This window comes from Porphyrobacter sp. THAI-01a (assembly GCF_056868655.1).
Genome location: NZ_CP180579.1, coordinates 2,611,186 through 2,631,913, shown reverse-complemented (window position 1 = coordinate 2,631,913; position 20,728 = coordinate 2,611,186). Strand labels below are relative to the sequence as shown.

General features: G+C 66.0%; 19 protein-coding genes. 7 read left to right on the top strand and 12 right to left on the bottom strand.

Annotation, left to right across the window (positions count from 1 at the left end; translation table 11 throughout):
• Positions 1-3 precede the first annotated feature (3 nt).
• The gene (locus tag ACMX37_RS12575; RefSeq protein ID WP_483146253.1) at positions 4-930 is read left to right on the top strand and encodes an ROK family protein; all 927 of its coding nucleotides are present in this window, start codon (positions 4-6) and stop codon (positions 928-930) included.
• Positions 931-933: 3 nt separating this feature from the next.
• On the opposite strand, the gene ACMX37_RS12570 is transcribed toward ACMX37_RS12575, so the two are convergent.
• From ACMX37_RS12570 to ACMX37_RS12555, 4 genes are all read right to left on the bottom strand, one after another.
• Positions 934-2,166, bottom strand: a complete 1,233-nt coding sequence (locus ACMX37_RS12570; protein ID WP_483146252.1) for an ROK family protein — start codon at positions 2,164-2,166, stop codon at positions 934-936.
• A gap of 105 nt (positions 2,167-2,271) precedes the next feature.
• Positions 2,272-3,885, bottom strand: coding sequence for a sulfatase family protein (locus ACMX37_RS12565; RefSeq protein WP_483146251.1), 1,614 nt, complete (start codon positions 3,883-3,885; stop codon positions 2,272-2,274).
• A gap of 7 nt (positions 3,886-3,892) precedes the next feature.
• Positions 3,893-4,714 (bottom strand): class I mannose-6-phosphate isomerase, encoded by an 822-nt coding sequence (locus ACMX37_RS12560; protein WP_483146250.1) that lies wholly within the window; start codon positions 4,712-4,714, stop codon positions 3,893-3,895.
• 11 nt (positions 4,715-4,725) lie between these two features.
• Complete coding sequence (locus ACMX37_RS12555) at positions 4,726-6,051, bottom strand: sugar MFS transporter (protein WP_483146249.1); 1,326 nt, start codon at positions 6,049-6,051, stop codon at positions 4,726-4,728.
• A gap of 251 nt (positions 6,052-6,302) precedes the next feature.
• On the opposite strand from ACMX37_RS12555, the gene ACMX37_RS12550 reads away from it, so the two are divergent.
• Positions 6,303-7,325, top strand: coding sequence for a formylglycine-generating enzyme family protein (locus ACMX37_RS12550; protein ID WP_483146248.1), 1,023 nt, complete (start codon positions 6,303-6,305; stop codon positions 7,323-7,325).
• A 547-nt stretch (positions 7,326-7,872) separates the two neighbouring features.
• Here ACMX37_RS12550 and ACMX37_RS12545 read toward each other — a convergent pair.
• From ACMX37_RS12545 to ACMX37_RS12535, 3 genes are read right to left on the bottom strand one after another with little or no spacing between them, the layout of a single operon-like run.
• Positions 7,873-8,793 (bottom strand): SDR family NAD(P)-dependent oxidoreductase, encoded by a 921-nt coding sequence (locus tag ACMX37_RS12545; protein ID WP_483146247.1) that lies wholly within the window; start codon positions 8,791-8,793, stop codon positions 7,873-7,875.
• Positions 8,794-8,806: 13 nt separating this feature from the next.
• Positions 8,807-9,820 (bottom strand): NAD-dependent epimerase/dehydratase family protein, encoded by a 1,014-nt coding sequence (locus tag ACMX37_RS12540; protein ID WP_483146246.1) that lies wholly within the window; start codon positions 9,818-9,820, stop codon positions 8,807-8,809.
• 7 nt (positions 9,821-9,827) lie between these two features.
• Positions 9,828-11,033, bottom strand: a complete 1,206-nt coding sequence (locus ACMX37_RS12535; RefSeq protein WP_483146245.1) for an acetyl-CoA C-acyltransferase — start codon at positions 11,031-11,033, stop codon at positions 9,828-9,830.
• Positions 11,034-11,138: 105 nt separating this feature from the next.
• On the opposite strand from ACMX37_RS12535, the gene ACMX37_RS12530 reads away from it, so the two are divergent.
• The 5 genes from ACMX37_RS12530 (at position 11,139) to ACMX37_RS12510 (ending at position 17,080) form a co-directional block, all read left to right on the top strand.
• On the top strand, positions 11,139-11,783 hold the full coding sequence (locus tag ACMX37_RS12530; protein ID WP_483146244.1) for a TetR/AcrR family transcriptional regulator: 645 nt from the start codon (positions 11,139-11,141) through the stop codon (positions 11,781-11,783).
• Positions 11,784-11,851: 68 nt separating this feature from the next.
• Positions 11,852-13,462, top strand: coding sequence for a class I adenylate-forming enzyme family protein (locus tag ACMX37_RS12525; RefSeq protein WP_483146243.1), 1,611 nt, complete (start codon positions 11,852-11,854; stop codon positions 13,460-13,462).
• The gene (locus tag ACMX37_RS12520; RefSeq protein ID WP_483146242.1) at positions 13,459-14,244 is read left to right on the top strand and encodes an enoyl-CoA hydratase/isomerase family protein; all 786 of its coding nucleotides are present in this window, start codon (positions 13,459-13,461) and stop codon (positions 14,242-14,244) included. The genes ACMX37_RS12525 and ACMX37_RS12520 overlap by 4 nt, the downstream gene beginning before the upstream one ends.
• Positions 14,245-14,362: 118 nt before the next feature.
• Positions 14,363-16,528 carry a TonB-dependent receptor gene (locus tag ACMX37_RS12515; protein ID WP_483146241.1) on the top strand — a complete coding sequence of 722 codons (2,166 nt, stop codon included), beginning with the start codon at positions 14,363-14,365 and terminating at the stop codon, positions 16,526-16,528.
• Positions 16,529-16,624: 96 nt separating this feature from the next.
• Entirely contained in the window at positions 16,625-17,080 is a 456-nt protein-coding gene (locus ACMX37_RS12510; RefSeq protein ID WP_483146240.1) for a MaoC family dehydratase, read from the top strand.
• Between the two features lie 13 nt (positions 17,081-17,093).
• On the opposite strand, the gene ACMX37_RS12505 is transcribed toward ACMX37_RS12510, so the two are convergent.
• The 5 genes from ACMX37_RS12505 to ACMX37_RS12485 form a co-directional block, all read right to left on the bottom strand.
• The gene (locus ACMX37_RS12505; protein WP_483146239.1) at positions 17,094-17,969 is read right to left on the bottom strand and encodes an alpha/beta fold hydrolase; all 876 of its coding nucleotides are present in this window, start codon (positions 17,967-17,969) and stop codon (positions 17,094-17,096) included.
• Positions 17,970-17,971: 2 nt separating this feature from the next.
• Positions 17,972-18,988: a zinc-binding dehydrogenase gene (locus ACMX37_RS12500; protein ID WP_483146238.1), complete on the bottom strand. Its 1,017-nt coding sequence runs from the start codon at positions 18,986-18,988 to the stop codon at positions 17,972-17,974.
• A 16-nt stretch (positions 18,989-19,004) separates the two neighbouring features.
• Positions 19,005-19,550 (bottom strand): 2,4'-dihydroxyacetophenone dioxygenase family protein, encoded by a 546-nt coding sequence (locus tag ACMX37_RS12495; RefSeq protein ID WP_483146237.1) that lies wholly within the window; start codon positions 19,548-19,550, stop codon positions 19,005-19,007.
• Between the two features lie 16 nt (positions 19,551-19,566).
• On the bottom strand, positions 19,567-20,382 hold the full coding sequence (locus ACMX37_RS12490) for a metal-dependent hydrolase (RefSeq protein WP_483146236.1): 816 nt from the start codon (positions 20,380-20,382) through the stop codon (positions 19,567-19,569).
• 157 nt (positions 20,383-20,539) lie between these two features.
• Positions 20,540-20,716 carry a hypothetical protein gene (locus ACMX37_RS12485; protein WP_483146235.1) on the bottom strand — a complete coding sequence of 59 codons (177 nt, stop codon included), beginning with the start codon at positions 20,714-20,716 and terminating at the stop codon, positions 20,540-20,542.
• Positions 20,717-20,728: the final 12 nt, after the last annotated feature.

The following is a 20,728-nucleotide window of genomic DNA, read 5'->3' as shown; positions in this document are numbered from 1 at the left end:
GTGATGGCAGAGGCAATGCTGGCAGGCGTCGAACTGGGCGGGACCAAGTGCCTCTGTGTGCTCGCCACCCCCGAGGGCGAAATACTCGCGCAGGAGCGCGTCGATACCGAAGCGCCCGAAATCACTTTGCCGCGCATCCGCGCGATCCTGTGCGACTGGTTCGGGGCCGAAGCTCCGATCGGCGCGCTCGGCCTTGCCTCGTTCGGGCCTATCGAAGTCGATCACGAATCGCCCCGGTGGGGACGGATCGGGCAGACACCCAAGCCCGGCTGGACGGGCACGAACATCGTCGCGGCGCTGACGGGCGGGCTTGGCGTGCCGGTCGCACTCGATACCGATGTCAACGGCGCGGCGCTGGCGGAGATGCGCTGGGGCGCGGCGGCAGGGCTTTCGGACTACGCCTATGTCACCATTGGCACGGGTGTGGGCGTGGGACTGGTCGTCGGCGGCAGGACCATCGGCGGCTTCGGCCATGCCGAGCCCGGGCATATGCGGATCGCCAGGGTGCCGGGCGACAGCTGGCCGGGCGCCTGCCCCTACCATGGTGACTGCGTAGAAGGGCTGGCAGCCGGTCCCGCCATCGTCACGCGGGCGGGCAAGCATGCCAGCCTCATCGAGCCGGACGATCCGATCTGGCAGCTTGTCGGCCATGCCATCGCGCAGATGCTGCACAATATCGTGCTGACCGCGACACCGCGCCGGATCTTCCTCGGCGGCGGCGTGATCGGCGCGCAACCCCAACTGTTCCCGATTATCCGGCGCGAATTGCAGGCAAGCCTTGCAGGCTACCTCACCTCGCGCGAGCTCGACAGTCTCGATACCTTCATCGTTCCCCCGGGGCTTGGCGGCCTGGCCGGTCCGCTTGGCCCGATTGCGCTAGCCGCGTCGGTCGCCCCGGAGGCAGCGCGGCACCGCGATCCGGTTGCCTGAGCCTCAGGCGTCGATCTTCATCAGCGCGGAGCGATTGGGCAGGAAACGGCTCGAGAAGGGCAAGATCGCCGCGCCGATGGCTGCGGCATCCTCGGCCAGTTCGGCGCGGCGGATCGGGGAGCGGGCGGGCAGCGAGGCGCCGCGGTGACGAATGTTCAGCGCAAGCCGGTCGCACAGCTGGTCCACCAGCCCCGTCGGCAACCGTCCGCCGATGAAGATTGCATCGGGATCGATCACGGCGTTGATCACCATAAGCGGTTCGGTAAGCAGATCGGCCGCCTTTTCGACCCATTGCGCCGCTGCCTCCATTGCGCCGGCATCGCGCCGGTCGAAAGCCGCAGGGTCGGGGAAGCCGGCCTGTGCGAGATGGCTGGAATAACCCGATAGCGAAACCACGTCCTGCAAGACCACCGGATTGCGCCGCGTCCGGCCGATCGGAAGGAAGCCGATTTCGCCACTCCGCCCCGATGCGCCGCTGACCGAATGGCCATCGATCACCAGACCGCCGCCAAGACCTGCATTGACCAACAGGTAAAAGAACGTCTGCGAAACCCGGCCGTGCCCGAAATGCAGTTCGCCAATGGCTGCGGCGGTGGCATCGTTTTCAGTGACGACTTCAAGCCCGTGGCTGCCAAGGAGGTGTTTGGGATCGATCGTCTCCCAGATGCCGAATTCGGCCGGGCGGTTGGGCAGATCGACCCCGCCGAAGTCATCGGGAATGGCAAGCCCGATTCCCGCGATCCGGGTCATGTCGATTGCCCCGTTGGCGCGCATTGCATCAAGGTTGCGGCTGACAAAGTCGCGCACCTGATCGGGCATGGGAAATGGCACGTTCTCGACGACCCTGAAGCGAAGCTCGCCGAGGAAATCGAGCGCGACGATTGTCATGTGATCACGATCGACATTGACCCCGATCGAGAAGGCGCCATCGGGATTGATCGCCAGCTTGAGCGCAGGCTGCCCACGTTCCCCGCGCCGGCGTCCGGCCTCGATGATCAGCCTGTCGGCGAACAGTTTGCGCGCAATGTTGGTGATCGAGGGCGGGGTGAGGCCGGTGATCTCGGCCAGTTCGACCTTCGTCACCGGCGCGTTGAGCCGGATGGCCTGCAGCGTGACGCGAAGATTGTGCGAACTGCCGCGTTCGAGATTGGTGCCGGACAGGCCGTTGCTGAGCAGGTTCACCCGTTCTTCGGGCGCGATACCGACAGCTGACGGCTTGCGTTCAGGTGTCGCCATCTGAATATTCATCTCCGATCATGTTGGGCCCCCAGTCTAGTCCTGTGACCGGCACAGTGCAATTTTGCCGCGCCCCGAGGGCGAAACTTCCTTCGCCGGCCCGGCTCAATGCGGGTCCGGTCGTCCGCCTTCAGCCTTTTGCCCGTTGCCCAGATCGTCTTCGGTCCCGTCGCGCAGCCAGCGTTCCGGAAAATCGCCGGGTCCCGAACCTACGCGATTGCGCAGGACCGATCCTTCATCAAGCCGCTGGGTGAAGGTCACGCTGGAGCGACCCTGTTCCGGATCGAGGCTGGCGAACAGATCGCCGCGCATCTTCCTGACCACCGCCCGCAGCCTGGGGTCAGCGATGAGATTGCGCATTTCGCGGGGGTCAGCTTGAAGGTCGTAAAGCTCCTCGGTGTCCCACACGCCGTGATACTGAATGTATTTGTAGCGATCCCCCCGCAAAGCGAAGGTGGTCGGGGTCTGGGGGTAATTGTATTCCCAGTAATATTCATAGGTCAGCGAGGTGCGCCACGGACCGTCGAACGGGCGGCCCATCAGCAGGTCGGCATAGCTCATCCCGTCGAACCGCACGCCCTGCGGTGCCGCTGTCCCGGCGAGTGCTAGGAAGGTGGGGGCGATGTCGATATTGGCGACGATCTGGTCGACCACGCGCCCCCGGGGCATCCCTGCGCCAAAAGCGATCAGCGGCACCCGCATCGATTCCTCGTAGGCGCTGCGCTTGTCGATCATGCCGTGTTCGCCGAACAGGAAGCCATTGTCGCCCATCATCATGACAATGGTGTTCTCGAGCAGTCCCTTCTTCTCGAGCATCGCGAGTATCTGGCCGATCCCCTCATCAACCGCGCGCAGCGTCTGGTTGTAGCGCAGCTTGAAATCAGCCACGTCGAGTGTCGAGTGATAGGGGAACTCCACCCCGTGCCATGAATTGCGCTGGTCCTTGGTCCAGCGCGGCTTGCCGTCGTAATTCTCGGGCGTGTCGGCCATGCTGTCCGGCAGCTTGATGGCGTCGCGGCTGAGCGTGTCCTTGTGGCGGTCGGCCGGGATGAAGTCGGCGTGCACCGCTTTGTGGCTGAGATAGAGGAAGAACGGCTGCTTGCCGTCCTGCTGCTTCAGCCAGTCGAGCGCGAAACTGTTGAGCTCGTCGGTGATGTAACCCTTTCGCTCGACCCGCCGGCCATCGACATTGAGTGTGTGGCGTACACCTTTGCCATTGTCGGGGAGATATTCGCCCTGACCCTTGAAACTGATCCAGCGATCAAAGCCGGGCTGCGGATCGTCGCTGTGCCCGCCCATGTGCCACTTGCCGATGAAGGCCGTGCGGTATCCCGCCGTCTGCAGGGCCATCGGGAAGAAGAAGGTGCCAGGGCGGAACTTGATGTTGTTATCGGCAATCCCGTGATTGTGCATGTACTGCCCGGTCAGGATCGAGGCCCGGCTCGGGCTGCACAGGGCGGTGGTGACGAAGGCGTTGGGGAAATAGACCCCCTCGCGCGCGATCCGGTCCATGTTGGGCGTGCTCAATGCCGGATCGAGGAAGCCCATCGCGTCGAAACGCTGATCATCGTTGAGGATGAAGATGATATTGGGCTGGGGCCGGTCAGCCGCCTCGGCCTTGGCGTCGGCGTCGGCCGGTGACGCGCTGACCGTGACAGCCGTGCCGATGGCGAGCGTCGCAGCGGCTGCGATGCCGGACCAGAAACGCAGATAACTCATAAAGTCCTCACCTTCCGTTTGTTCCGCCCGTCCGCGCGACCAGCACGGTGGCACCATCCGCCAGCGTGATCTTTGCCGGCGTGTCGGCCAGCCACATCGTGCCGGGGGCAAGCACGAGATCGCCCGCCCGGCATTCGCCCGCAATCGGCATGATCCATGCCGGGTGCCCGGCGCTTCCAGCCACATGATGATCGGCGGCGTCTGACAGGCGTTCAACAGCGAACTTTTCGCTCGCGGCCAGCAGTTCGCGGCCGTGGCCGATCGAACGGATCGCGGCGGGCACGAAAGGCGCCGCCACTGCCGCCGCGATGCCATCGTCCAGATGCAACTCGCGCGGGCGACCGTAATCGTAGAGGCGATAGGTCAGATCGACATTCTGCTGGATCTCGACCAGCGAAAGCCCAGCGCCGATCGCATGGACGGTGCCTGCGGGCACATGGAAGAAATCGCCGGGCTGCACCGGATGCCATGTCATCAGCGCCTCGATGCTGCCATCGAGCGCAGCGGTCCGCAGTTCGTCTGCTGTCATGGTTGTGGCAAAGCCCGCACCGATCACCGCGCCCGGCTCGGCGGCGACGACATACCATGCCTCCTCCTTGCCGCAGGGGTAGCCACTCGCCTGCGCCAGCGCATCATCGGGATGAACCTGGATCGACAGATTTTCCGAGGTGAACAGGCACTTTGCCAGCAGATCGGGCGCGGCGTCGTCTGCGAACCAGATTTCGCCGACCGGTTCGGCGCGATTGGCAGCATCGCCATACATGGCAGGCAGATCGCGCCGCCCCCAGACTTTCTCGACCGCGTGGCCTTCAAGTTGCCGGATCGTCATTGCCCCGCCCCTCAATGCCCGCCCGGAGTGGCGCTGGCGCCGTTATGGATCACCGCCGTGCGGGCAGCGGCAAGGCCGAACACCAGCAGCACCAGATAGCATGCCGCCGGAACCACAAAGGCCGCCGCATAGCTTGTCACCCCCGACACCGCCCCGACCAGCAGCGGCACGAAGGCTCCGCCGACGATGGCAAAGCACAGGAAGCCAGAGGTCGCCTCCTTGCTCGCGCTTGAACGTTCGAGGGTAAGGGTGAAGATGACCGGGAACATAATCGAATTGAACAGCCCGATGCCGAGCGCTGCGTAGCCCGCCGCCATGCCGCCGACCAGAGCGACAAACAGGCAGATCACTGCCGCGGCACCTGCGAAGATCGCCAGAAGGCGGGTTGCCGGCACGCGGGTCAGCAGCGCTGAGCCGACCAGCCGACCGACCATCGCGCCGCCCCAATAGAGGCTCACCATCTTTCCAGCCTGCTCCAGCGAGACGCCGAGCACATCCCTGCTGTTGAGGAACAGCGCCATCTGCGTGCCAATCGCGACCTCCGCACCGACATAAAGAAAGATCGCCGCCCCGCCGAGCAGTGCCCAGCGCGAGGACGCCGCCTCTTCCAGCATGGCGAGGACCGAGGCGGGCGCAGGGTCCTTCGCGCCTTGCGCTGCCGCCCTGCCGATCAGGCCGCGGGCAATCCAGATGAACAGCGCCAGCATCCCGATCAGGACCGCGATCCACAGGAAGGCGGCGTCGATCCCGATCAACGCCGCCTCGCGCACGGCCGGATCAAGCGCCGCCCCGTCCTCGATTTCGACCCCCTTCAGGAACAGCAGCGCGCCGATATAGGGCCCGAGGAAGGTGCCCAGACTGTTGAAAGCCTGGCTCAGCGTCAGGCGGAAATGGCTGCGGTCGGGCCGCCCCAGCACCGCTGCGAGCGGATTGGCGGCGACCTGCAGGACCGTGATCCCGCTGGCGAGAATGAACAGACCGAGAAGCACCAGCGCGTAGATCGCGACATTCGCTGCCACCAGCATCAGCATGCAGCCGGCGATCATCGTCACCAGCGCGATCAGGACCGTTGCCACCGACTTGCGCCGCGCGAGCAGGGCGGCGGCGGGCAGGCTCATTACGCCATAGGCGATGAAGAAGGCCGACGCGCTCAGCTGCGCCTCGAAATCGGACAGGCTGAAGATCCCTTTCACTGCCGCAACCAGCGGGTCGATCAGCGAGGTGATGAAGCCCCAGGCAAAGAATAGGGTCGTCACCGACGCAAAGGCGAAGCCGGTGCTTGCTCCGCTCTCGCCCGCCCGCGGGACGTGACTGCCCGCTGCCGTGTCGACCGCCATGCCAATCCCCTCTTGCTGGTCCCGCGCTCTGCCCGCAAAACGCCGCTCACCAGAGAGCGTGCAGCAGGGGCGGTGACGTTTCTCTCCGCGCCGGAAGATACCTTCGGAACCAGCTGTGTAAAGAAAATTGTTTTAGTAATTTGAAGGACGGCGGGATGATGACCGCTTGCAGCTCGCGGATTGTTGCATCATAATTGTAAAATGATTTGTGGTATCCTGCTTGCGAGAAGCGGGGGCCCGAGGGGCGTGGGATGAAGGCATTTCGGAGAGGGGCGGGATGGCCGACGCTGCTGGCGCTGCTCGCGGCGGGCTGTGGCCGCGCACCGGAACAGCCGCCGCTGCCTGAGGCGGCGAGCGATTTCGCCGCGTGGACCGCCTGCCCGCCTGCGCCCTCGCAGCGGGTATATATCGAAGGCGGGGCCTTCATGATGGGCAGCGATGCGGTCTATGCCGAAGAAGGCCCGCCGCGCGAGACCCGCGTGAGCGAGTTCTGGATCGACCCGCACGAGGTCACCAACGCGCAGTTTGCCGCTTTCGTAAAGGCAACGGGCTATGTCACCATCGCCGAAAAGCCGGTCGACCCCGCCCAGTTCGGCGTTCCGGTCAGCCAAATTCCGCCCCATATGCTCCAGCCCGGCTCGGCCGTCTTCACGCCGCCCGATCGCCCGTCGCGCAACTATGCCGATTGGTGGGACTATGTTCCTGGTGCGAATTGGAAGAAGCCCTACGGTCCAGACGGCCCCGATGCCGCCCCCTCGCAGCCGGTGGTCCACCTCGCGTGGGACGACATGCATGCCTACGCTGTCTGGGCCGGAGGCCGCCTGCCGACCGAGGCCGAGTGGGAATTTGCCGCAAGTGCCGGGATGCCGGATTCCACCGCACAGCCCGCACCTGATGCCGCGAACAGCTGGCAGGGCGTCTTTCCCTTGGTCAACGAGGCGACCGACGGCTTCAAGGGCATCGCGCCTGTCGGCTGCTTTCGGCCTAACGCCTTCGGACTTTACGACATGGTCGGCAATGTCTGGGAAGTCACGACCGATTTCTACCGCGCCGGCCACGATTCGCGCGACCGCGAGAATCCGCGCGGTCCCAGCGAGAACGACGCCTATGACCCGCTCAATCCCGGCCTTACCAGCCGGGTGATGAAGGGCGGAAGCTATCTGTGTGCGCCGAATTATTGCCAGCGCTATCGACCCGAGAGCCGCCAGGGGCGTGATCCGGGTCTCGGAGCCTCGAATGTCGGCTTCCGCCTCGTTTATGACAGGAGCAGGTGAAGGGGGCGGGATACGCTGTCGGCCGTTGGCGGTGCACTTGAGCGCGTTCTGCTTTCCCAGACCGCCCATTCAGCTACCCACCCACTTGCGGTCATGAGCGGGGTCGATGCGCGATCCTAAAGCCGGAATGGCGGTTCCCGGCTAAACCAAACAATCAACTCCGCCACCGGGAATGACCGGGTCTGGATCGGCAGCTGCCGGAAGGTTTTGGGACTAGGAAGTCATCTCTTCCAGTATAACTTAGTCTAAACGCCCCCCTTCAGGCGGACCGGCTCCGAATCTCACTGCAATCGAACCAAATATTTCCGGTAGCCGCGGCGCCCCGAGAGGATCACGACTGTATCGCCTCTGCCGCGTTCATCGCCGACCTAATTGTGTCGAGAAGGGCCCGTAGCCGCCTCTAGCGGAGCATCATCGAACATAGCGCGCCCCATGCACCGCAGATTTCCGCCACTGATCGGGCATAGTTCGATTCCCTCCTGCTCCGCCACCGGCTCTCGAATATCCGGCCCGGGGTCCAACTTGAACCCCGGTGCAGAAAGCGCCGTCAGGTGAGGCTGACCCCCAGCGCAGTGGCGGCCTTGGTGATGAACTTCGTGACCTGCTGCCCGCCCTGTTCGTAAGCCTCGGCCTGGCTCATGTCGCTGATCTCGCCGAACCGGGCGGCGACGTTTTCGGGCGTGCAGTCTTCGGGCGCGAGGTAGATGCCGCCCGTTTCCATGATCACCGTGCGGGCAAAGCCGCCGGCGGTCGCATCGAGGATCACGCGCGAGGGAGCATCCTCGCTGACGAGGTAGAGCAGGCCCGGCGTCACCGCCTCGGGCTCCATCAGTTCGACGATCCTGGGCGGCAGAAGGTCGCGGGTCATCTGCGTCGCCGCGCCCGGGGCGAGCGTGTTGACCCGGATGTTGTTCTTCGCGCCCTCGATGTGGAGGACATTCATCAAGCCGACCACAGCCATCTTGGCCGCGCCGTAGTTCGACTGGCCGAAATTGCCGTAAAGCCCGGAGGAGGAGCTGGTCATCACGATGCGTCCGTAGTTCGCCGCCTTCATGTGCGGCCAGCAGGCCATGGTGCACACCGCCGAGCCGGTGAGGTGGACGCGGATCACCGCCTCCCAGTCGGCCAGCGTCATCTTCGCGAAGCTGGTGTCGCGCAGGATGCCGGCATTGTTGACGAGGATGTCGGCGCTGCCCCAGTCGCGCACGGCCTTGGCCACCATGTCGGCGACCTGTTCGGGATTGGCGACATCGGCGCCGTGAGCCATCGCGGTGCCACCCGCAGCGCGGATCAGCGCGACGGTCTCCTCGGCCCCGGCAGAGGTGCCTCCGTCAGGGCCGGCGCCGCCACCGTAGTCATTGACGACCACCTTCGCCCCGCGCGCGGCGAGCCCCAGCGCATGGCTGCGCCCGAGGCCGGCACCTGCCCCGGTGACGATGGCCACGCGGTTGTCGAATCTGATGGTCATTGCTGCTCTCCCGTCAAACTGTTGCCAAAGGTTCCGATGATGGTCTCGCGGCCCATTCGCGTCCGATCGCCGCTATCGCCTCGGGGTAGGAAACGCGCGGCGTCCAGCCGAGTTCGCGGCGGATCGCGCCGGCATCGATGCGGTTCGAAAAGCCGACGAGGTTGAGCCCTTCCATCGAGGGCAGGGCCTGATCGCGCGGCTCGACGAGGTTGGCCGGGTCCTCGTTCGCGCGCACCACCGCGAGCGCCGCATCGAGCGGGATCGCGGGTGGCGGGGGCTTTCCGACCACCGCGGCCATGTCGTCCATGAAGCGCCGCCATGTGACGCCGTTCCCGTCGCTCACATTGTAGGTCCGCCCCGCCGCATCGGACCGGGTGCCAGCGAGGAACAGCGCATCGGCGAGGTTTTCGACATGGACGAGGCCTGCGTCATTATGCTCGGCATCACCGAACACCGCGCCGCCGCTGGCGGCGATCGCCTCGAGCAGGCGGTCGCCCCACGCGCTTGCTCCGCCGAGACCATAGACGTTGGCGGGGCGGATCAGCGTGAGCGGCATCCCCGTGCGCGCGGCGACCTCGCGGGCGACGCTCTCCTGCCCCTGCTTGGCGCGGCCATAGGCACCCGCCCATGGCCCGTGCCCGTCGCTCTCGCGGCAGACCTGGGTCTGGATCAGCGTGCCGTAGACCGCGATCGAGGAGGCGACGACCGCCCGCCCGCCTTGTGCCGCGATGGCCTCGCAGACGTTGCGGGTGCCCTCGGCGATGACGTCCCATTGCCACTGGTAACGCCCCGGGACACCCACCGGCGCGGCGAGGTGGATCACGAGGCCGCATCCCTGCGCCGCGTCTTCCACCGCCGCCCGGTCGGCGAGGTCGCCGTGGACCATCCGCACCCGCTCGCCCCAGCCGGGAAGCGCCGCCTCGCCGGGGAGCGAGAAGCTGGTCACCTCCCACCCCGCGCCGAGGAACCGCGCGACGACCCGCCGTCCGATGAACCCCGGTCCTCCGGTGACAAGCACGCGCGCCATGGCGGGTTCAGGCGATCTCGAGCAGGCCGGCCGCGCCCATCCCCGCGCCCACGCACATCGTCACCACCGCGTAGCGCGCGCCCCGGCGCTTGCCCTCGATCAGCGCATGGCCCACGCAGCGCGCCCCGGTCATGCCATAGGGGTGGCCGACGCTGATCGACCCGCCGTTGACGTTGTAGAGCGCCGGATCGATCCCGAGCTTGTCGCGGCAATAGAGCGCCTGGCTGGCGAAGGCCTCGTTCAGCTCCCACAGCCCGATGTCGGAAACCTTGAGGCCGTGGCGCTCGAGAAGACGGGGTACGGCGTAGATCGGGCCGATACCCATTTCGTCGGGCTCGCAGCCGGCGGTCGCGAAGCCGCGGAAGAAGCCGAGCGGCTCGATTCCGCGGCGCACAGCCTCCGCGTCCGACATCATCACCACCGTGCTCGCCCCGTCCGACTGCTGGCTCGCGTTGCCAGCCGTCACGGTCCTGCCCTCGGCCATGGTCATGCCGTTCTTGAGCACCGGCTTCAGCCCGGCGAGAGATTCGAGCGTGGTTTCCGGGCGATTGCATTCGTCGCGGGCGACGGTGACCTCGACCTCGCGGGTCTCTCCGGTCGCCTTGTCGAGCGATTTCCACGTCGTCGTCAGCGGCACGATCTCGTCATCGAACCTGCCTGCGGCCTGTGCGGCGGCGGTGCGCTGCTGGCTTTCGAGCGCATACTGGTCCTGCGCCTCGCGGGTGACGCCGTAGCGTTCAGCGACGATCTCGGCGGTTTCGATCATGCTCATCCACAGCGCCGGATGGCTGGCGAAGAGCCCGGGCTCGACGGCGCCGTGCATGTTCATGTGGCCCGAGAGCTGCACCATCGAGATCGATTCGACCCCGCCCGCGGCGATCACCGGCACGCCTTCGGCCATGATGCGGTTGGCGGCAAAGGCAATCGCCTGAAGGCCCGAGGAACAGTAGCGGTTGACCGTCACCCCGCTGGTGGAGACCGGGCAGCCCGCCTTGATCGCCGCGTTGCGCGGGATGTTGAAGCCCGTCGCCCCTTCCGGCATCCCGACGCCGAGGATCACGTCCTCGACCTCGGCCGGATCGACCCCGGCGCGAGACATCGCATGGCTCAGTGCGTGGCCGGCAAGCACGATCGGATGGGTGGCGTTGAAGCTGCCCCGCACCGACTTGGCGAGCGCGGTCCGGGCGGTCGATACGATGGCAATGTCGGTCATTCTGCTCTCCCTTTCCCTCTTCAGCTATACAGATGTTCAGCATAAAGCAAGCTGTGGTCCGATTCTGTTCAGCGTGCTACAGCGGCGCGCTCTGGAGGGACACCAATGGCGAAGACCGCGGCGAAGAAGGCGAAACCCGCCGAACAGGCGAACGGCAAGCTGCGGCTGATCAAGGTCGCCATGCGGATGTTCGCCGACAAGGGCTATGACGGAATCACCGTGCGCGACATCTCGGCGGCGGCGGATGTTTCCGTCGGTCTGATCAACCACCATTTCGGTTCCAAGGAGGGCCTGCGCGAGGCGGTCGACCGCTACTTCATCGAGCAGTTCGAGGAGGTCCTGTTCGAACAGCGCCCCGTGCCCCAGTCCGAGGACGAAGGCATTGCCCAGTCGGTGGAATTCACCGAGAACTGGATCAACCGCCACATCGATGACTGGGATCTCACCAAGGCCTATATGCGCCGGGCCCTGCTCGAGGGTTCGGACTGGGGGTCGGGCTTGTTCGACCGTTTCTACAACGTGGTGCGTACCGCCGTCGACCGGGCCGACGCCGACGGCAAGATCCGTCCCGATGTCGACCGGCTGTGGCTGCCCTTGCTGGTGATGTACCTCGAACTCGGCACCCTGCTGCTCGAGCCCTATGTCGAGCGCGTGCTGGGCAAATCGGGCTTCGATCGCGATCTGTGGCGGCGCCGGCACAAGGCGTATGTCGACCTGATCTACCGCGGCGTGCGGCCGGATCCCAACTAAACATTTGCTCAGTCGCGTCGCTTTCGCTTATGATGCCCGCCAAGGGGTTTCAAGCGAAGGCACGGACCATGCAGCCGATCGAGCACATCTGGGCAGCCAACCAGGCGAAGTATGCGCGCCAGCTGGCTTGCAAGCGCATCCACGACCTGCTCGCGAGCCACGCCACGACGATCCCCGCGCGGACGGCTGCGGTCGACGGCGAGACGCGCCTGACCTATGCCGAGCTCGCCGAACGGGTCGATGCCATTGCCCGCGGTCTGATCGCCGCCGGCATCCGCCCCGGCGACCGCGTGGCGACGATGGTGCCGCCGAGCCTCGAATTCTGGCTCACCTATCAGGCGAGCGTCTCGGTCGGCGCGATCTGGATGGGATTGAATCCGCGCTACCAGTTGCCCGAGTATGCCTACCTCCTCGCCGATGCGACACCGCGATTGGTGTTCACGGTTGGCGAGTACGAGGGCCGTCCCTACGGCGCCGAGCTTCAGGAAGTCGGCCCTGCGGTCGAACGCTTCGTGTGCTTCGGCCAGCCGACGGGCCGGGCGGAAAGCTTCGAGGCTTTTCTCTCCGCCGGCAATGACGTGACCGATTCCGATCTCGCTGCACGGCGCGGCGCGGTCGATCCCGAGGACATCGCGGTGATCGTCTACACCTCGGGCACGACCGGCAAGCCCAAGGGGGCGATGCTTTCGCACCGGGCGATCATGGCCGCAGCGCTGTGCAACCTGTGCTGGATGGATGACGGGCTGGAAAGCACCATCAGCGTTGCCCCGATCAACCATGTGGGCGCGCTCAACAACGTCTGCATGAACGTCTTCGCCTATGGCGGGAAGATCGTCTTCCATCACCGGGTTGACCTTGCCGCCATCGCCGAGATCACCGCGCGCGAGCAACTGACCTATCTCGTCGCCAGCCCCACCAGTTTCGCCATGCTGGCCGCGCAGCCGGATGCCGGCGCGGTGCGCCTCGGGTCTTACCGCCTGATCGTGTTCGGCGGCGGGGCAACGGCCGAGGCGCTGCTCAAGCCCGTCCATGCGACCGGCGTCAGAATGTACAACGTCTATGGCCAGACCGAGACCTGCGGGATCGTCACCTCCACCGATGATGGCGCCAGCCCCAGGATCATGGCCGAAACCTTCGGCCGCGCCTTGCCCGGCGCCACGATCCGGATCGGCGACGCCGACGGCAACGCCCTGCCGCCCGGCACCGCGGGAGAAATCCAGGTCGCTGGCCCCTATTGCATGAGCGGCTATTTCAACCGCCCCGAAGCCACAGCCGAGGCCTTCACCGCCGACGGCTACCTGCGCACCGGCGACATCGGGGTCGAGCAGGCGGACGGCAACATCTCCTTCGTCGGGCGCCTGAAGGAAATGTTCAAGTCGGGCGGCTACAACATCTACCCGGTGGAGATCGAACTGGCGCTCAACGAGCATCCCTCAGTGACGCTGGCGGCCGTCCTGCCGGTTGCCCATCCGGTGTTCCAGGAGGTCGGCCACGCCTTCATCGAGACGAGCGATCCGGCGCTTGATGCCGAGGCGCTCAAGGACTTCCTCAAACCGCGGCTCGCCAACTACAAGATCCCCAAGAGCTTCAGCTTCGAACCCGAACTGCCCAAGCTCCCCAACAGCAAGATCGACAAGCAGGCGCTCAAACGCCGGCTGGAGGAAAAGGCCGCAGCATGAGCGAAGAGCATATCCGCATCGAGCGCAAAGGCGCGATTGCAACGGTCGTCCTCGCACGCCCCGAGAAACGCAACGCGATAACCCCGGCGATGCTGCTGCGGCTGCGCGCCATCGCCGAGAGCCTGCGGGACGAGCCCGAAGTCCGCGCGGTGATCATCCGCGGGGAGGGGGCGCATTTCAGCGTCGGTGCGGATATCAGCCAGATGGGCGGCGAGACTCCTCCCACGGTCCACCTGCGCCGCACTGCCGAGGCGGGCGCGCTGCTGATGCGGGCGATCCGCGAGATCCACCAGCCGACCATCTGCGCCATGCAGGGCATCGCCACGGGCGGCGCGACCTGCATTGCCACCGCCTGCGATTTCCGCATCGGCACGCCGGATGCGCGGATCGGCTATGGCGAGGTGAAGCTCGGCATCAACCTGATGTGGCACGCGCTGCCGCTCGCAATCCAGACCGTCGGCCTCTCGCGCGCCAAGACCATGGTGATGACCGGCGATCTGTTCGACGCCGAGACCATGCGGGAATGGGGGTTCTTCGACCGGCTGGTGCCGGCGGACGATCTGGTGGCCGAGGCCGAGGCGCTGGCCGGCAAGTATGCCGCGCTCCCGCCGATCGCGGTGCAGATGATCAAGCGCAGCGCCAATGCCTACGCCGGCGCGCTCGATCAGGCGGTGATGCACGCCGATGCCGACCAGTGGCTGCTCGCCACCCGCACCGGTGATTTCCGCGAAGGCGTCGCATCATTCTTCGAAAGGCGACCGCCCGACTTCACCGGCGAGTGACGGAACATCTGTTCAGTTTGATCTTGCATCGGACTGAACATATGTTTAGCAGAAGGTCATTGCGGACGACCGGTCGCACACGAACCGGCGCCGCGCGTCTCAGTGGGGAGGATCGCCGATGGCTCGTTCGAAGAATTCACGTCCGTTGCACGGCAGTGCCGGGTCGGCCGCGCTTGCCGCGGCGCTGTGCGCCGCGCCGGCCTATGCTGAGAACAAGGCGGCCGCGGCGGACGAAAGCGAGCCCGCGGAGATCATCGTCACTGCCCAGAAGCGCGAGCAGACGTTGCTCGAAGTGCCGCTCGCGATCCAGGCGATTTCGGGCAAGACGCTGGAAGAGCAGGGCACCAAGGAACTCAACGACCTGATCGAATCCATCCCCGGCGCTTCCAGCGTTTCGCGCACCGCACCCGGGTTCGAGACCATCCAGATCCGCGGCATCGCCAGCGGCACCACGGGCGATGCGACCGTGGGCTACTACGTGGACGACGTGCCCTTCAGCGTCCCCAACCTCCAGCTTGCCCCGCCGGCCCGCCTCTTCGACCTTCAGCGGGTCGAGGTGCTGCGCGGACCGCAGGGCACGCTCTACGGCCAGGGCGCGATGGGCGGGACGATCCGGATGATCACCGCCGCGCCGGATTACGACGACGCGCTTGGCCGGATGCAGATCGAAGGATCGACCACTGCGGGCGGCGAGGGCAGCTATGCGGTGGATGGCGTGGTCAACGTCCCGATTGCGGAGGGCAAGGTCGCGCTGCGTGTCAGCGGTGGCTACGAATCCGTGGGCGGCTTCGCCGATCTCGCGCGCTCGAACGGCGCAGGCGGCTTCAACGTCACCCGCAAGGATGTCAACGACCAGGAATCCTGGAACATCCGCGGCAAGCTCGGCATCCGCTTGAGCGATACCGTGGAAGTGGAGCTGGGCGCATGGCGGGTCGAGAACACGCTCGATTTCCGCAACGCGATGGACAGCGTCGATCCGCCGCGTTTCAACGATACCACCGGGCCGGACAACCGCCCCAACTACATCAAGACCAACCTCACGCTGCTCTCGGGCGTCATCAATGCCGACCTCGGCGGGGCGAAGCTGACCAGCTCGACCTCGTATATCGACAGCACGCTCGATTTCGATGCCTCGTTCCTTGCGGGGGGCATCCTCCGCAACGATTCCCGTTTCGATACCACCGCCTTCACCCAGGAACTGCGCCTCGCCTCGGCGGGTGACGGACCCTTCAACTGGCTCGTCGGCGGCTACTACAGCAACGGCCAGATCCAGAGCGACATCTGCCTCGGCCTGTTCCTGCCCTGTGCCGTGCCCTTCCCGCCGTTCAACATCAATTCGACCGGCAAGATCGACACCGAAGCCTTCGCCATCTTCGGCGAGCTGTCCTACGCCCTGTTCGACGAGCGGCTCGTGGCGACCGTGGGCGGGCGCTATTTCGAGGACAGGCGCACGACCTCCGGCTTCGATCGCTACACCAACACCGCGCCCGCACCCGACGGAGCGACCTTCGATACCTTCAACCCGCGCTTCAATCTGTCGTTCAAGGCGAGCGACGATGTGCTGATCTACGGCAACATCGCCAAGGGCTTCCGTAGCGGATCCTTCCAGACCCCCGCACAGGCCGCTTCGGCGAGCGCGGCGCTGGGTGTGACGGTGCCCACCGATATCCAGCCTGACACGGTGTGGAGCTACGAGGTCGGCAGCAAGGGCCGCATTGCAGACGGGCTAATCACCTTCGACGTCGCGTTCTACCATATCGACTGGAACAGCATCCAGCTGCAGACCACCATCCTCGGTGTCGCCACGCTTTCCAACGGCGGCGATGCGCGCAGCCGCGGGATCGATCTCGGCCTGACGCTCGAGCCGGTGCGCGGCTTCCAGCTCCAGGCTATCGGCAACATCAACGACAGCGAGTTCACCAGGGTGCTGCCCGCGATCGTGGCCTTCAATCCGGGCGCCGCGCCGGGCTCGCCGATCCCCGGCGTGCCGGACAGCAGCCTCAATCTCAGCGCCAGCTACCGCTGGGACATCGCGGCATGGGACGCCAAGGCAAGCCTTTCGGCGGGCTATGTCTACCGCGCCGAACAGCTCGATTCGAGCGGCCTTGCTTCCGATCAGCTCGACGAGTTGAACCTGCGTGCGGGGCTGGAGAAGGGCGGCTGGAAGCTGTTCCTCTTCGCCGAGAACCTCACCAACAACCGGGTTGCGCTGGTCAACGGGCCGCTGGGTGTGCAGCCCAACTTCCCGCGCCGAATCGGGGCGCGCTTTGCCATCGACTTCTGATCGGTTCGACTTCCCATGAATCGGCACTGGCAGCGTCCGACCAGGGGTCTGGCGCTGCCCCTCTGCCGTCCCGTCCTGCATTCCGAGGAGCCTGCCATGCAACTGCTTGACCCTGCTGCCGCCATGGCGTTGATCGGCACGGACCTCGGCGTGTCGGAATGGACGCTGGTCGACCAGCCCCGGATCGACGCCTTTGCCGAGGTGACCGGCGATCGCCAGTTCATCCACGTCGATCCCATCGCCGCCGCTGCCACCCCGTTCGGCGGCACCATCGCCCACGGGTTTCTCACCCTTTCGCTGCTCGCCTCGATGATGCCCGAGGGTGCCATCGTGCTGCAGGGGATCAGGATGGGGGTGAATTACGGCTTCGAGAAAGTGCGCTTTCTCCAGCCCGTCCCCTCGGGCAGCCGCATCCGCGCGCGTCACCGGCTGAAGGCGCTGGAGGACAAGGGGAGCGGGCGTTACCTCCTCACCACCGAGGTGACGGTCGAGATCGAGGGACAGGACAAGCCCGCCCTGATCGCCGACTGGCTGGGGATGCAGGTCTGCTGAACTGCGCGGACTGCTAGGCCGGGTGCCGCGTGAACCAGTCGATCAGGGCAACATTGACCGGGCCGGGTGCCTCTGCGTGGCAGAAATGGCCTGCGCCGGGGATCGAGCGGGTTTCGAGCCCCGCGGGAAAGTCGGCGTCGCGCATCCCTGCCAGGAAAATCTCTGCGGAAATGCATTGATCCTCGGTACCGCAGATCCCGAGGGTCGGCACCGTGATGGGACGCGTGAACAGCGCCCCGGTTTCCAGCGCGGCGGGCGAGACCGCGTCGAACGCCTGCCGATAGTATTCGAGCGCCGCACGCGCCACCCCGGTCTGCCGGAAAGCGGTCTTCATGTCGGCGAGCATCCTTGCCGGAATGTCCCAGCCGGGCGACCACGCGCGCCAGAGCGCCTCGAGGTAGGCGCAGTCGTTGGCGAGGACCTGCTCCTCGAACCCTGGCGTCTGGAACGCGAGGATATAGGCCGAACGCGCATGCTGCTGCGGATCGGCGGCGAAGGCCTCGCCGAAGCGGACGGGGTGCGGCACCGCGATGGTCGCGAGCGAGGCGAAGCGTTCGGGCGCAAGGCTGGCGGCGGCATAGGCGATGTTCGCGCCCCAGTCATGGCCGACGAGATGCACCGGGGTGTCCGAAAGTGCAGCGGCCCAGGCGACCACATCCTCGGCCATGCGCACCGCGTGATAATCGCCATCGGGCGGCTGCGACGAGGGCTCGTAGCCTCGCATGGTGACGGCCACCGCCCGGTATCCCGCCGCTGCCAGCGCGCCCATCTGGTCGTCGAATGTGGCGGGCGTATCGGGAAAGCCGTGGAGCATCAGCACAACCGGTCCCTCGCCCGCAGCATGGGCCGTGAAGGCGAGGCCGGCATGGGTCAGGGTCAGCGTCTCCACGCTCACAGCCGCGCGTCGCTCCACGGGTCGATCATGATCTTGGCGTGTCTCTCGGGGTCTTCGAGCGCGGCGAAGGCTTCGCTTATTCCTTCCAGCCCGACCGTGCCGGTCACCAGTGGCTGCCAGTCGATCCGTTCTTCCGCGACCGCCGCCAGCGCCTCGGCGAATTCGGCAGGGGTGTAGTAGAGCACGAACTGGAGGTTCAGCTCCTTGGCGATGGCGACCATCGGGTTGAAGCTGTCCTCGCCCTGCGGGATGCCGGCGACCACGATCTGCGAGCCGACCGGCGCGGTGTTGATCGTCTGCGAGAGCACGCCGCGCACGCCGGTGCAGTCGAACACGATCGCGGGAGCGGCCATGCCCAGCGCCTCGAACACCGGGCGTTCGGCGGGATGGACCACCTCGCTCGCCCCCATTGCCCGCGCCAGTTCGCGCCGCTTGGGCGAGAAGTCGGAGGCGACGATGCTGGTCACCCCGCGCATCTTCAGCACCGCGATGATGGCGAGGCCGATGGGGCCGCAGCCGAGCACCGCGCAAGGCAGGTCGCCATCGCCCAGCATCGATTTCGCGACGGCGTGCACGGCGATCCCCAGCGGTTCGACCAGCGCGGCGGCGGCATCGGGCACGCCTTCGGGGATCTTGAGCAGCAGCGCCTCGGTGCCGAGGAAGTATTCGGCATAGGCCCCGTCGACCTCGACATTGGCACCGATCGGCACCGGCGCGCCCTCGCGGATCAGGAACGGCACCGACACGACCCTGTCACCAATGGCCAATGACCGCACCGTATCAGGCCCGAAGGCGACCACTTCGCCGACATATTCGTGGCCCAGCACCATGCCCTTGTCGAGATCCTGCCCCGGCGCGCCCAGTGCGCGCGCGGTCGCGTCGATTTCGCGGGCGTGCTTGAACTGGTGGAGGTCCGACCCGCAGATTCCGCAGAGCCGGGTGCGCAGCAGCACCTCGCCCGGGCCGGGCTCGGGCATGGGCCGGTCCTCGATGGTGAAGGCCCGGTCCCGCATCACCGCCGCGCGCATCTCACGCCCCCGTGACGATCAGCTTGGAGGTGTCGAGGCCCAGGGCCTCGCAATAGCCGGTGTAGAGCTCCAGTGCAGCACGGGCGTCGATCACCGAGGTGATCTTGTGGTCGGCATCGACATTGATGTTCGCGCCATAGATCGCGAACCAGGCGATGGTGTCGCCCTCCTGATCCCCGGGCGTGCACAGGGTGTGGAGCGAGCCCGCTGGCTCGAACAGGTAGGAGCCGGGCGAATTCACCGCATCGGGGGTTTCGGCATAGAACCAGCGCCCTTGCAGTGTCACCGCGAAGACAAGGCCCGTGTGGTAATGCGTCGGCACGCGGTAGCCGGGCGGGATGCGCGATTTCGAGACCCACAGGTTCTGGTTCAGATCGACGTGGAGCAGCTGGAGCGCGCTGCCGTCGCCTGCTTCCATCCACGGCAGTTCATCGGCGCCCACGTGCATGGTCTGCTGGTCGGAATGTGTCGGCACGATCGGCCGCGCCATCACGCGCGCGACGAATTCCTGCAGGGCGGCAGGGATGGGAGGCGGGGTCTGTTCCATGGGGCGTCCTGTGGTCTCAGGCGGTGGTGAGGGCGGTCTGCGAGTAATGCTCGCGGGCGATCTGGAACTGCTCGGGCAGATCGACCTTGGCCGGGTTGTACCAGGGCATGTAGGTCGCCAGCACGCGCGGGATGCCGCGCCTCAGATAGTGGCTGTTGAACGCCTTGCGCCGCGCCCTGATCTCGGGGGTGTCATAGGCCGCGAACAGTTCCCCCTGCGGCGCCACCAGCACATCGCGGAACCGCTTGACCCACCCCAGGTAGTGCTTCTGCGACCACAGGCTCTGCTTCATGCGGTAGAACCAGCTTCCCACGATGTGTTCATAGACATCGAAGGCGACCGTGCGGTGTTCCAGCTCCTCCATCACGTGCCACTTCGCGAGGTCGGCGAGCGGGCTGTCGGTGCGGTCGTATAGCCCCACCTCGAACTGGGCGCGCGACATGGCGCTGGTCATGCTCTCGAAGCCTTCGGCATAGGCGAGCTTGAACTTCAGCGGCTTGTCGCGGGTGAAGGCCTTCAGCTCCGCATCGAGCTCCTTCTCCAGCGGCAGCAGCGCCTCGTAGGAGGGATGCAGCGCCCGGATCAACTCGTTGGCGCGGGCATGCTGCTTGTAGTGCTCGCCCTCCTGGGCGCAGAACCGCTTGAGATCCTCCTTGAGCTGCGGGTCGCGGATCTGCGGCAGCGCATCGCGCATGGTGCGGATGAGGAACGGTTCGAGGTAGGGGAGCATCATCCATGCGCCGAGGAACATGAAGGACATCTCGGGGTCGTCCTTCACGAAGACGAGATCCATGTCAGGCTGGAAGGCAAACTCCATCCGCCGAATCGTCATTTCTTCCATCAGGACTCTCCGGTGCGCGATTCTTTCGCGGCAGACTAAACATATGTTCAGTCTTTGGCAACGCCTTTCGAGCGTGCTTCAGGCGCGATGCATCGAACGCATCGCTTTGCGCGATCTCGCACGGGAGGGCCCGATCAACGAATGTCGCCTAGGTTGCGGGCTTGCCCTTGTCGGCGCGCTTGTCGTTGCCCTTGGTCTGTCCGGTTGAGGACTTGCCGCGCGCATTGTTGCCACCGCCCCGGCCCGTGCCGGTGCTGCCGCTCGCGCCGTCGCCGCCCTTGCTGGTGATCGCGCCGGGGTTACCCCCGGCTCCCTTCTGTGCCATGATCCGTCTCCT

What these genes read in the sequence shown, in the direction of transcription:
- ACMX37_RS12575 (WP_483146253.1), top strand. Translation starts at nt 4, where the DNA reads ATGGCAGAGGCAATGCTGGCAGGCGTCGAACTGGGCGGGACCAAGTGC.
- ACMX37_RS12570 (WP_483146252.1), bottom strand. Translation starts at nt 2,166, where the DNA reads ATGGCGACACCTGAACGCAAGCCGTCAGCTGTCGGTATCGCGCCCGAA.
- ACMX37_RS12565 (WP_483146251.1), bottom strand. Translation starts at nt 3,885, where the DNA reads ATGAGTTATCTGCGTTTCTGGTCCGGCATCGCAGCCGCTGCGACGCTC.
- ACMX37_RS12560 (WP_483146250.1), bottom strand. Translation starts at nt 4,714, where the DNA reads ATGACGATCCGGCAACTTGAAGGCCACGCGGTCGAGAAAGTCTGGGGG.
- ACMX37_RS12555 (WP_483146249.1), bottom strand. Translation starts at nt 6,051, where the DNA reads ATGGCGGTCGACACGGCAGCGGGCAGTCACGTCCCGCGGGCGGGCGAG.
- ACMX37_RS12550 (WP_483146248.1), top strand. Translation starts at nt 6,303, where the DNA reads ATGAAGGCATTTCGGAGAGGGGCGGGATGGCCGACGCTGCTGGCGCTG.
- ACMX37_RS12545 (WP_483146247.1), bottom strand. Translation starts at nt 8,793, where the DNA reads ATGACCATCAGATTCGACAACCGCGTGGCCATCGTCACCGGGGCAGGT.
- ACMX37_RS12540 (WP_483146246.1), bottom strand. Translation starts at nt 9,820, where the DNA reads ATGGCGCGCGTGCTTGTCACCGGAGGACCGGGGTTCATCGGACGGCGG.
- ACMX37_RS12535 (WP_483146245.1), bottom strand. Translation starts at nt 11,033, where the DNA reads ATGACCGACATTGCCATCGTATCGACCGCCCGGACCGCGCTCGCCAAG.
- ACMX37_RS12530 (WP_483146244.1), top strand. Translation starts at nt 11,139, where the DNA reads ATGGCGAAGACCGCGGCGAAGAAGGCGAAACCCGCCGAACAGGCGAAC.
- ACMX37_RS12525 (WP_483146243.1), top strand. Translation starts at nt 11,852, where the DNA reads ATGCAGCCGATCGAGCACATCTGGGCAGCCAACCAGGCGAAGTATGCG.
- ACMX37_RS12520 (WP_483146242.1), top strand. Translation starts at nt 13,459, where the DNA reads ATGAGCGAAGAGCATATCCGCATCGAGCGCAAAGGCGCGATTGCAACG.
- ACMX37_RS12515 (WP_483146241.1), top strand. Translation starts at nt 14,363, where the DNA reads ATGGCTCGTTCGAAGAATTCACGTCCGTTGCACGGCAGTGCCGGGTCG.
- ACMX37_RS12510 (WP_483146240.1), top strand. Translation starts at nt 16,625, where the DNA reads ATGCAACTGCTTGACCCTGCTGCCGCCATGGCGTTGATCGGCACGGAC.
- ACMX37_RS12500 (WP_483146238.1), bottom strand. Translation starts at nt 18,988, where the DNA reads ATGCGGGACCGGGCCTTCACCATCGAGGACCGGCCCATGCCCGAGCCC.
- ACMX37_RS12495 (WP_483146237.1), bottom strand. Translation starts at nt 19,550, where the DNA reads ATGGAACAGACCCCGCCTCCCATCCCTGCCGCCCTGCAGGAATTCGTC.
- ACMX37_RS12490 (WP_483146236.1), bottom strand. Translation starts at nt 20,382, where the DNA reads ATGACGATTCGGCGGATGGAGTTTGCCTTCCAGCCTGACATGGATCTC.
- ACMX37_RS12485 (WP_483146235.1), bottom strand. Translation starts at nt 20,716, where the DNA reads ATGGCACAGAAGGGAGCCGGGGGTAACCCCGGCGCGATCACCAGCAAG.